This is a genomic window from Streptomyces canarius (genome assembly GCF_014650735.1).
GTDB classification, from domain to species: domain Bacteria; phylum Actinomycetota; class Actinomycetes; order Streptomycetales; family Streptomycetaceae; genus Streptomyces; species Streptomyces olivaceoviridis.
On record NZ_BMVN01000021.1, the window covers coordinates 42,043 to 53,231 of the forward strand.

General features: G+C 72.7%; 7 protein-coding genes. 1 reads left to right on the forward strand and 6 read right to left on the reverse strand.

The window, feature by feature from the left end:
- Positions 1-17 precede the first annotated feature (17 nt).
- Positions 18-431 carry an organic hydroperoxide resistance protein gene (locus IE294_RS26830; protein WP_041665938.1) on the forward strand — a complete coding sequence of 138 codons (414 nt, stop codon included), beginning with the start codon at positions 18-20 and terminating at the stop codon, positions 429-431.
- Positions 432-490: 59 nt separating this feature from the next.
- On the opposite strand, the gene IE294_RS26835 is transcribed toward IE294_RS26830, so the two are convergent.
- The 6 genes from IE294_RS26835 to IE294_RS26860 form a co-directional block, all read right to left on the reverse strand.
- Entirely contained in the window at positions 491-2,692 is a 2,202-nt protein-coding gene (locus tag IE294_RS26835; protein WP_189890297.1) for a bifunctional glycosyltransferase/CDP-glycerol:glycerophosphate glycerophosphotransferase, read from the reverse strand.
- A gap of 6 nt (positions 2,693-2,698) precedes the next feature.
- Entirely contained in the window at positions 2,699-4,900 is a 2,202-nt protein-coding gene (locus IE294_RS26840; RefSeq protein WP_189890299.1) for a bifunctional glycosyltransferase/CDP-glycerol:glycerophosphate glycerophosphotransferase, read from the reverse strand.
- Positions 4,901-5,025: 125 nt separating this feature from the next.
- Positions 5,026-7,233, reverse strand: a complete 2,208-nt coding sequence (locus IE294_RS26845) for a bifunctional glycosyltransferase/CDP-glycerol:glycerophosphate glycerophosphotransferase (RefSeq protein ID WP_189890301.1) — start codon at positions 7,231-7,233, stop codon at positions 5,026-5,028.
- A gap of 155 nt (positions 7,234-7,388) precedes the next feature.
- Positions 7,389-8,297, reverse strand: a complete 909-nt coding sequence (locus IE294_RS26850; RefSeq protein ID WP_189890303.1) for a carbohydrate ABC transporter permease — start codon at positions 8,295-8,297, stop codon at positions 7,389-7,391.
- The gene (locus IE294_RS26855) at positions 8,294-9,574 is read right to left on the reverse strand and encodes a carbohydrate ABC transporter permease (protein WP_189890431.1); all 1,281 of its coding nucleotides are present in this window, start codon (positions 9,572-9,574) and stop codon (positions 8,294-8,296) included. Before IE294_RS26855 ends, IE294_RS26850 begins: the two co-directional genes overlap by 4 nt.
- Positions 9,575-9,644: 70 nt before the next feature.
- Entirely contained in the window at positions 9,645-11,027 is a 1,383-nt protein-coding gene (locus IE294_RS26860; protein ID WP_189890305.1) for an ABC transporter substrate-binding protein, read from the reverse strand.
- Between the last annotated feature and the right edge of the window lie 162 nt (positions 11,028-11,189).

Here is an 11,189-nt window from a genome sequence, read left to right on the forward strand (position 1 = left end):
CCAGAGGGATGGTCTTCATGGACGCGCTCTACACCGCTGTCGCCACCGCCACCCACGGCCGCGAGGGCCGCGCCGTCTCCTCCGACGGCAAGATCGACCTCGCCCTGGCCATGCCGGTGGAGCTGGGCGGCAACGGCCAGGGCACCAACCCGGAGCAGCTCTTCGCCGCCGGGTACGCCGCCTGCTTCGGCAGCGCCCTCGGTCTCGTCGGGCGCCAGGCGAAGGTCGACGTCAGCGACGCGGCCGTGACCGCCGAGGTCGGCATAGGCAAGGAGGGCGAGAGCTTCGGGCTGAAGGTGACCCTGCGCGTCGAGCTGCCCGACACCGTGGACGAGGAGACCGGCCGCAAGCTGGTCGAGGGCGCCCACCAGGTCTGCCCGTACTCCAAGGCCACCCGCGGCAACATCGAGGTCGACCTCGTCATCGAGTAGGCACCCCGCACGCCCGAGGGGGCCGGCCCGGGTCGGGGCCGGCCCCCTCGGTGTCCCCGCTAGGCCGACGTCAGCGTGTCCGGGGAGGACGCCTGGCCCGGGATCCGGGGTGCCGGAGCGGGCATCCGCTCGCCCAGCAGCAGGGTCCGTACCACCCGTTCGGCGGCCCGCCCGTCCTCGTACGCGCAGAACCGGGCCCGGAAGTCCGCGCGCAGCCGCGCCGACTCCTCGTCCCGCCACCCGCCCGAGGCGAACAGCCAGGCCAGCTCCCGGTAGGAGTGCGCGACATGGCCGGGCGGCTCTGCGGTGACGTCGAGGTACGTGCCCCGGCTCGCCGTGAACGCGGCCCAGTCGTCGGCGTGCACCACGACCGGCCGGTCCAGGTTGGCGTAGTCGAACATCACGGACGAGTAGTCGGTGACCAGCGCGTCCGCCGCCAGCAGCACGTCGGACAGCCGGGGTTCGTCGGTCGCGTCGACCACGACCCCGCGCCGGGCCAGCTCCGCGAGGCCCATGCCGCGCGCGGGACCGTTCGCCAGCGACGGGTGCAGCCGGACCACCAGGGTGTGCCCCTCGCCTAGGTCGGCCGCGAACCGGGCCGGGTCGAACCGCTCCACGTACCCGCCGCGGCGGTAGTCCCGCCGGGTCGGCGCGTACAGCACGACCGTGTGGTCCGCCGGGATGCCGTGCCGCTCCCGGAAGTCGCTGTGACCGCCGTTCACCAGTACGTCGTTGCGCGGGCTGCCGGTGCGCACCGAGGTGAAGTGGCAGGGGTAGGCCCGCTCCCACACCAGCTCGGAGTGGCGGTTGGCGACCAGGCTGTAGTCCCAGCGGTCGGCCCGGCGCAGCATCTGCGGCACGTCGAAGCCCAGCCGGGCGCCCGGCTTGTCCAGCAGGTCGGCGCCCAGGTACTTCAGCGGGGTGCCCTGATGGGTGTGGATGTGCACGCTGCCGGGGCGCTTGGCGAGGCCGCCGGGCCAGTTGACGTCGTTGACGAAGAACTTCGCGCGCGCGGTCACCTCCAGGTAGCGCCGGGAGCCGACGATCACGTGCTCGGCGCCGGGCGGCAGCCGCGCGGCCGTCTCCGCGTCCCGCACCACCCACACGCCGCGCAGCCCCGGGGCGATCTCCCGGGCGGCGGCGTGGACGGCCGCCGGGTCGCCGAGCAGGCCCCGGTGCGAGGACGCCGAGTAGACCACGAGGTTCTCGTCGAGCGGCCGGCGGGCGTGCAGGGCCGTCCAGCCGGTGCGGGCCCGCGCGGCGGCGGCCCGGCGCGCCCGGTCCGCCCGCCGGTCCGCCTCCCGCCCGGCCCGCGCCGCCTGCCGCCTGACCCGGTACCCGGCCCAGGAACCGGTCAGTACGGAGACCTCGCCGTCCACCTGGGCGTCCTTCGGCCGGTGCCGGCGGAACATCTCCGCCGTCCGCCGGAAGAACTCGGCCTTGTCGGCGGGCGGCAGCCGGTCCGGCTTGGCCAGGATGTCCAGGCAGTGCTCGCCCATCTTGCGGTGCAGATACGGCCGCCAGGCCGCCAGCTCCGGCCGCTCGGCCACGAAGGCGAAGACCCGCTCGTACTGGTCGTGGATGTCGAAGTGCTTGCGGCTGGTGGTGGACAGGATGTTGCCCTGCCGGCGCTGCCGGTAGTTCAGGCAGATCCGGTCCAGGGCGGCGATCCGGCGGGCGCTGAGCATCACCGGGAACGTCCAGGGGGTGTCCTCGTAGTAGCCCGGCGGGAACGCGAAGCCGTTCTCCGTGACGAACCCGCGCCGGTAGACCTTGTTCCAGACCACCATCAGCAGGTCGAGGATCTGCGGGTACTCCGAGACGGCGAACGTGCCGGGTGCCTGGGCCAGGACGTGTGCGAGGACGTTGCGCCGGGTGCCGCCCCACCAGTAGGTGCGCGCGTAGTCGAAGACGAGCACGTCCGGGTCCTCGGCCTCGGTGAGCCGGTCGGCGACGGCCCGCAGCGCGCCCGGGGTGAGGGTGTCGTCGCTGTCCAGGAAGAAGAGGTAGTCGCCGGTGGCCTGCGGCATGCCCGCGTTGCGGGCCAGGCCGAGGCCCACGTTCTCCGGCAGGTGCAGCACCTTCACGCGCGGGTCGCGCTCGGCGTACTCGTCCAGGATCGCGCCGCAGCCGTCCGGGGAGCAGTCGTCCACGGCGATCAGTTCGAAGTCGCCGAAGGACTGGCCGAGCACCGAGTCCAGGCACTCGCGCAGGAATCCCTGCACCTTGAAACAGGGCACGATCACACTGAAGCGGGGCACGGCGGGTCAGCTCCTCACGAGGGTCGCGGCGGCGGGGGCGGGGATGCGTTCCGCGAGCGGGATCACGGCCGGCACCGCCTCCGGCGGCTCGCCGAGCAGCACCCGCCGCACGACCCGCTCGGCGGCCCGCCCGTCGTCGAACTGGCAGAACCGCCGCCGGAACGCCGCCCGCAGCGCCTTGGCCTCCGGGCCCGCGTACGAGCCGTCGCGGAAGACGGCGGCCAGTTCCGCGGGGGTGCGGGCGACCAGTCCGGGCGGCTCGGCCGGCAGGTCGAAGTAGACGCCCCGGGTCTCCCGGTAGACGTCCCAGTCGTCGGCGTAGACGACGATCGGCCGGTCCAGGTTGGCGTAGTCGAACATGATCGACGAGTAGTCGGTGACCAGCGCGTCCGCGGCCAGGCACACGTCCTCGGAGGAGCGGTGGGCGGTGACGTCGATGATCCGGTCGGAGCCCCGGACACCGCCCCGGTCGTAGAAGTAGTGGGCGCGCAGCAGCACGACGACGTCCTCGCCGGCCGCCGCGCAGAACGCCTCCAGGTCGAGGCCGGGCTCGAAGCCGGTGTGGTGGTCGCGGTGGGTCGGCGCGTACAGCACGGCCGTCCGGCCCTCCGGGATGCCCAGCTCCCGCCGGATCCGGGCCACGTCCCGCGCGGTCGCCGTGTAGTAGACGTCGTTGCGCGGATAGCCGTACTCCAGGTGCTCGTAGGAGCCGGGGAAGGCGCGCTCCCACATCTGGGTGGAGTGGCGGTTGGACGACAGGTTGAAGTCCCAGCGGTCGACCCGGCCCAGCAACTTGGTGAAGCTGCCGGACTGCGCGGCCACCACCGGGTACGTCGACTGGTCCACGCCCATCGTCTTCAGCGGGGTGCCGTGCTGGGTCTGCACGTGCACACTGCCCGGCCGTTTGACCACGCCCTCGGCGAAGTTGGCGTTGTTGACCAGGTACGTGGCGCGGGCCAGCACCTCCCAGTAGCGGCGGGAGCCGATCACCGCGTACTCCACGTCCTGCGGCACGGCGTGCTCCTGGCCGGCCTCGACCAGGAACACCGAGCGGATGTGCGGGGCGAGTTCACGGGCCTTGGCGTGGATCGCGGCCGGGTTGCAGGTGTAGCCGCGGCCCCAGTAGGCGCAGTACACCGCGAGGTTCGGGTCCAGCGGGCGGCGCAGGTCACGGGCGTAGCGCAGCCGGGTGCGCAAGCTGTGCGGGCGGGGCAGCCGGCCGGTGGCGCCGCCGGCGGCCCGGTTGGCGCCGCGCAGGGCACGGAACGCGGTGTACGCGCCCGCCGCCAGCAGCCGGTGCTGCACGCCCAGGCTGCCGCCCGGCACCCGGTGGCCGGCCGGCCGGTGCCGCCGGTAGAGGCGGGCCGCGCGGCGGAAGAACGCCCGGCGTCCGGAGAGCAGCCGCTCCGGGCGGGACGCCGTCTTCAGCACCACGGCGAACAGCTGGTCGAACAGCGGCCCGGTCCGCTCGGCCGGCAGGGCGCGCTCGGCCGCCCGGGTCAGCACCCGCTCCACCTGGTCCAGCAGGGTGTGCTGGTGCGGTCCGGGCAGATTGAGCCGGCTGCCCTGGCGGCGCAGCCGGTGCCGTACGACGGTCCGGCGCAGCACCGCGATCCGCTCGGCGGCGACCGTCACCAGCCCGCCCCAGCCGAGGTCGGTGAAGTGCCCTTCGGGGAAGGTGAGTTCCCGCTCGGTGAGGAAGGCGCGGCGGTAGACGGCGCTCCACGCGGGCAACGGGACGCCGGTCAGCGCGGGCCGGTCGGCGGGGGCGAAGGCACCCTTCGGGGCCCCGGCGAGCAGTGGCGCGGCCGGGTTCGTCGGCTCGCCCTCCCACCAGGGGGCGCGCTCGTGCTCGGTGTACAGCACGTCCACGCCGGCGGTCTCGGACAGCCGGGCGTCCAGCGCCGCGAGCGCGCCCGGCAGCAGCAGGTCGTCGCCGTCCAGGAACAGCAGGTACGTGCCGGTCGCCGCCCGGATCCCGGCGTTGCGCGCCCCGCTCAGCCCGGCGGACGGCGGCGAGTGCACGGGGGTCACCCGGGAGTCCCGCTCGGCGTACCCGGCGGCGACCTCGGCGGCCGGGGCGTCGGGGGCGTCGCAGACCGGGACCAGTTGCAGGTCGCCGAAGGACTGGCCGAGGACCGAGTCCAGCGCCTGGGACAGCCGGCCGGTGACCCCGTGGGACGGGACGATGATGCTGAAGCGGGGCATTCTGTTCTTTCTGTCGTCGTGCGGACGCGGCCGGGCCGTCCCGCCGGACGCCAGGTGGACGGCCGGCTCGGGGTGGGCCGCGTCGAGCCGAGGGGCATGGGAACTCCCGGTATGACCAACGCCGTTCAGCGGCTCTCGGTGACGGGGACGGGGCCGGAAGGTTGCGGCACGGTGGCCAGCGGAGAGCGCGCGCAGGACGACGGGGCCGGGGTGCGGTCCGCCAGGGGCACCGCCGCCGGTGGCTCCGTCTCGCCGAGGACCACCCGCCGCACCACCCGCTCGGCGGCGTGCCCGTCGTCCCACGGGCAGAACCGCTCCCGGAACGCCGCCCGCAACTGGGCCGAGCGCGAGCCGCGCCAGTGCCCGGACGCGAAGATGTCGATCAGCTCGTCCTCGCTGCGCGCCACCGCGCCCGGCGGGAACTGACGCAGGTCGAAGTAGGCGCCACGGCACGCCTCGTACGCCGCCCAGTCCTCGGTGTGCACCACGATCGGCCGGTCCAGGCCCGCGTAGTCGAACAGGACCGGCGCGTAGTCGGTGAGCAGCGCGTCCGAGGCGAGGCACAGCTCCGCCAGGTCCGGATGGCCGCAGACGTCGATGATCCGGGCGCCCCGGACCGGGACGGGGGTGCGGGCCAGGACCACGAAGCGCGGGCCGAGGCGGCGCAGGATCCGCTCCAGGTCGAGCAGCGGGCGCTGGGTGCGCCGGTGGTCGCGGTGCGCGGGCGCGTACAGGACGGCGACCGTGCCCTCCGGGACGCCCAGCTTCTGCCGGATCCGGGCCACGTCCGCCGCGGTCGCCCGCTGGAGGACGTCGTTGCGGGGCAGCCCGCACTCCAGCGTGGTGTAGCCGCCCGGCAGGACCCGCTCCCAGGTCAGGGTGGCGTGCCGGTTGCCCGACAGGACGTAGTCCCACTGGTCCACGTCCCGCAGCAGCTCCGCGAAGTCCAGGTCACGGGCCGCCGCCGGGCGCTCCAGCAGGTCCAGGCCCGCGTGTCCGAGCGGGGTGCCCTCCAGGGCCCGCACGACGACCTGCCCGGGCCGCTTGCGCAGCCGCCGCTCGAAGCGGGCGTCACTGACCAGGTAGCGGGAGCGGGCCAGCGCCGTCCAGTAGGCGGCCGTGCCGGGCGTCAGCCGGCGCGGGCCCGGCGGCACCGCGCCCCCGGGCGTGGCGACCCACGCCGTGCGCAGCCGCGGGGCGTGCGCCCGGAACGCCTCCTCCAGCGCGGCCGGGTCGCCGTACCCCTCCCGGGCGGCGAACACCGCCCGGTCGGACCGCAGCGGCAGCCGCAACTGGATGCCGTAGTGCAGCCGGAGCGCGCCGGTGCGCAGGGCGCGGGCGAGCTTCAGCGCCGACCTGAGCACGCGCCGGCGGACGGCCGCGGCCAGCCGGAGCGCACGGAACGTGCGGTGCAGCCCGAAGCGGATCAGGCCGTGCCGCAGCCGCGGGCGCGCTCCCGGCACGCGGTGGCGGCGGTAGTGGGCGCGGGCCCGGCGCAGGAACTCGCCGTGGCTGCCGCGCGGCAGCCGGCCCCGCTTAGTGAACACCACGGCGTAGTGGTCGAGCATCCGGCGGAACAACTCCGGGCGCCAGCGGGCCAGTTCGGGCCGCTCCTCGACGTACGCGAACACCCGGTCGTACTGCTCGAACAGGTCGAAGTGGCTGCGGCTGGTGGTGCCGAGGATGCTGCCCCGCCGGCGCTGCCGGTAGTGCACGCACACCCGGTCCAGGGTGGCGAGCGACTCGGCCGTCAGCAGCACCGGGAAGGTCCAGGGGGTGTCCTCGTAGTAGCCCGGCGGGAACGTGAAGCCGTGCCGGGCGACGAACTCCCGCCGGTACGCCTTGTTCCAGGCCACCATCAGCACCCGCAGCAGCCCCGGCCGGTCCTCCAGCCGGAACGGCGCCGGGCCCTGCTCGGTGAGCTGGGCGGCGAGCTGGTTGCGGACCTGGAGGCCGTCCCAGTAGGTGCGCGCGTAGTCGAAGACCAGGACGTCCGGGTCGCCGGTCTCCTTCAGCCGGTCGGCCACCGCCCGCAGCGCGCCCGGGGTGAGCGTGTCGTCGCCGTCCAGGAAGACCAGGTAGTCGCCGGTCGCCTCGGCGAGCCCCGCGTTCCGGGCCCGGCCCAGCCCCTGGTTCGCGGCCAGGTGGACGGGCTTCACGCGCGCGTCCCGGGCCGCGTACTCGTCGATGACCGCGCCGCAGGCGTCGGGTGAGCAGTCGTCCACGGCGATCAGTTCCAGATCGGGACAGGACTGCGAGAGCACCGAGTCCAGGCACTCGGGGAGATACGCCTGGACCTTGTACGCGGGGACAATGACACTGAACCTGGGCAAGGGACATCCATGGGTCGGTCGGCGCGGGCGTTCTGCCCGGGAACGGCCGGTGGAGTGACTTGGTTACGGACCCTGCGGCATTCGGGCTACACCAGGGGCGCGCGAAGGGGCGGGCCGCCGACGGCCCGCCCCGAGCAAGTTCGCCCCTTCCGCGGCTACTTGACCGCGCCCGCCATCACCCCGGACACGAACTGCCGCTGGAACGCGAAGAACACGGCCAGCGGGATCACCATGGAGATGAACGCGCCGGGCGCCAGTACGTCGATGTTGTTGCCGAACTGCCGTACCTGCGTCTGCAACGCCACCGTGATCGGCTGGGTGCCCGACTTGGTGAACACCAGCGCCACCAGCATGTCGTTCCACACCCACAGGAACTGGAAGATGCCGAGGCTCGCGATGGCCGGACCGCCGAGCGGCATCACCACCCGGGCGAACAACCGGAGTTCACCGGCGCCGTCCAGCCGGGCCGCCTCCAGCAGCTCGCGCGGGATCTCCGCGAAGAAGTTCCGCAGCAGGAACACCGCGAACGGCAGACCGAAGCCGGTGTGGAACAGGATCACCCCGAGGATCGTCCCGAACAGCCCGATCCTGCCGAACAGTTCGGCGATCGGGATCAGCGCCACCTGCACGGGCACCACCAGCAGGCTCACCACGCCCAGGAACCACCAGTCCCGGCCCGGGAACTCCATCCACGCGAACGCGTACCCGGCCAGCGCCCCGACCACCACGACCAGGACGGTCGCCGGAACCGTGATCAGCACCGTGTTCACCAGGGAGTGGGTGATGTCGGAGTTCTCCAGCAGCCTCTGGTAGCTGTCCACGGTGAGCTGGGACGGCTCGGTGAACACCGTCCACCAGCCGCTCGCGCTCATGTCCTGCGGGGTGCGCAGCGAGGAGATGAGCAGGCCGATGGTCGGCACCAGCCAGAACAGGCCCACCACGATCAGGACCACACGGACCAGTCCGCCGCCCAGCCGCTCCGTGATCCGGGACGCCACCGACTGCCCGGCCTTCACCGTCCCGGCCGGATCGGCCTTCACGGTGCTTCCGGCGGTCGCCGTCATCGCCGCACCTCCCGCCTGAGCCGACGCACGTTGAACAGCATCACCGGAATCACCAGCAGCAGCAGGAACACCGAGATCGCGCTCGCGACGCCCGGCTGGCCCTCCGCGAACCCCTTGCGGTACAGCTCCAGCGCCAGCACGTTCGCGTCGTCCTGGGAGGAGCCCGGCGCGATGATGAACACCAGGTCGAACACCTTCAGCACGTTGATCATCAGCGTGACGACGACGACCGCCAGCACCGGTGCCAGCAAGGGCACGGTGACCTTGCGGAACACCTGCCACTCGGTGGCGCCGTCCACCCGTGCCGCCTCCAGCAGCTCCCGGGGGACGCCCGCGAGCCCGGCCGCGATCAGCACCATCGCGAAGCCCGCCCACATCCACACGTACGACCCGATGATCGCCGGGGTGACCAGTGCCGGGCCGAGCCAGTCGACCCCGTTGTACGGCTCCCTGAAGTTGCTCGCCGGCAGCCGGAGCAGCGCCCCGTCGGCCGCCGCGGGCAGGGTGAAGGTGCCGTCGCCGGACGCCTTCGCCGAGGCGACCACCTTGCCGTCCTTCACCGCCTCGATCCGCATCCCGGCATAGCCCACCTCGGACGGATCGGGCGCGCCGAGCCTCCCGACGCCCTTGCCCCGGGTGAAGTCCTGCCAGGTGGTGCCGGTGACCTTCCCCGGCTCCGGCCGTGCGGCGGCGGCCTTCTTCGCGTCGTCCGGCAACTGGTCCGGGGCGACGCCGACGAGCGGCAGGGCGACCGGCTGCCCGGCGCGCACCGCGGTCTTGGTGACGAAGCCCCCGCCCTGGGCCACGAGCGGCGACCGGCGGCCCGGGTGGGCCTTCGGGAACGCCGACGACTGCGCGAACGTGTCGTGCACGCCCACCCACACCGCGTTCGCCACGCCCTTGTCCGGGTCCTGGTCGTACACCAGCCGGAAGATGATCCCGGCGGCCAGCATCGAGATCGCCATCGGCATGAAGACGACCAGCTTGAACGCCGTTCCCCAGCGCACCCGTTCGGTCAGCACCGCGAAGACCAGGCCGAGGGCGGTGGAGACCGTCGGCGCGAACACCACCCACAGGACGTTGTTCTTCAGGGCGGTGCGGATGCCGTCATCGGTGAAGAGGGTCTTGTAGTTGTCGAAGCCGGCGAAGCCGTCACCGGAGGCGTTGTAGAAACTGCGGACGAGCGAGTACCCGATCGGGTAGACCACGAGCGCGCCCAGCAGCACCAGCGCGGGCAGCAGGAACAGCACCGCCACGGTCCTGCGGGTGCCGGTCACGCTCTTGCGACTGCGGGGCACGGCGGGACCCGGTGGGGCCCCGGCCGCCGCTGCCGACGCCATGACCGGATCAGCCCCCGTTCCCGTAGGCCGCCGCCGCGTCCTTCTCCAGCTTCGCCTGGGCGCCCGCCACGTCCTTCGGGTTCTTCAGGAAGTCCTGGAGGTCCTTCCACTCGCCCTTGCCGGGCGTCCCGCCGAAGGCCTGCGGGGCCTGGTCGGACATGTCGAAGCGGAAGTCGTCACCGGACGCGATCAGCGCCTTGGCGATCTTCTGCTGCACCGCGTTCGGGTACGCCGAGATCGGCACGTTCTTGTTCGGCGAGAGGTACCCGCCGAGCTTCGCCTGGATCGTGGCCGCGTCCGGGGAGGCGAGGAAGGTGACGAGGGCCTGTGCCGCCTTGGAGTCCTTCAGGATCACCGCCGCGTCACCGCCGGAGACCACGGGCGCGTTCGCGCCGACCGCGGGGAACGGGAACACCTTCGCGTCCGTGCCCACCTTCGCCTTGGTCTCACCGATGTTCACCTGCACGAAGTCGCCCTCGTAGACCATCGCGGACTTCGGCTGGTCGCCGCCGGTGAAGGTCTGGGTGACCGACTGCGGGAACTCCGTCTGGAGCGCGCCCTTCTGGCCGCCCGCGAGATAGTCCTTCTTGCCCCAGATCTCGGCGAGCGTGGTCAGGGCCTGCTTCACCGAGGGATCGGTCCACTTGATCTTGTGCTGGGCGAGCTGGTCGTACTTCTCCGGGCCCGCCTGCGACAGGTACACGTTCTCGAACCAGTCGGTCAGCGGCCAGCCGTCCGCGCCGGCCACCGAGAACGGGGTGACACCCGAGTCGTACACGGCCCGCGTGGCGGTCAGCAGGTCCTTCCAGGTCTTCGGCTCCTGGGCGCCCGCGTTCTCGAAGACCTTGGCGTTGTACCAGATCAGCGACTTGTTGGCGGCCTTGTAGTAGACGCCGTACTGCTTGCCGCCGACCTTGCCGATGTCCTGCCAGCCCTGCGAGTAGTTCTTCGCCAGTTCCTGCCGGGCCTCGGCCCCGAGCGGCTTGGCCCAGCCCTTGTCGACGGCCTGCTTGATCGCGCCGGGCTGCGGCAGCAGCGCCACGTCCGGCGGCTGGCCGCCCGCGATCTTCGAACCGAGGAAGTTGATGATCGGGTCCTGCGCGGGCACGAAGGTGACCTGCGCGCCGGTCCGCTTCTCGAACTCGGCGAGGACCTTCTTGAAGTTGGCCTGCTCCCCGCCGGTCCAGACGGCGGCCACCTCCAGATGGGCGCCGTTCAGCTTCGGCAACGTGACGGTGGAGCCGGCGGTGGCCCCGCTGCTCCTGTCCCCGTTGTCCTTCTTGTCGTCGTCGCTTCCGGAGCAGGCGGAGAGCGCGAGTGCCCCCGTGAGCAGTGCGGCGAGTGTGGTGACGGCCCTGTGTGTCCGGAACGTGCTGCTCTTGCTGCGCATCACTTCCCCGTTCGTCGTTCTTTCGTTGAACGCTGTTGAACGTCAGAACTCTGTCCCGTGCGGTCCGGTGTACGCCGGGCCGCGACGGGTGGGCAAGAGCGCCTGCGGTGTCCACCGGCTCATCGTGACCGGCTCGTGACCAGGGGTGCATGCCCGCGGACT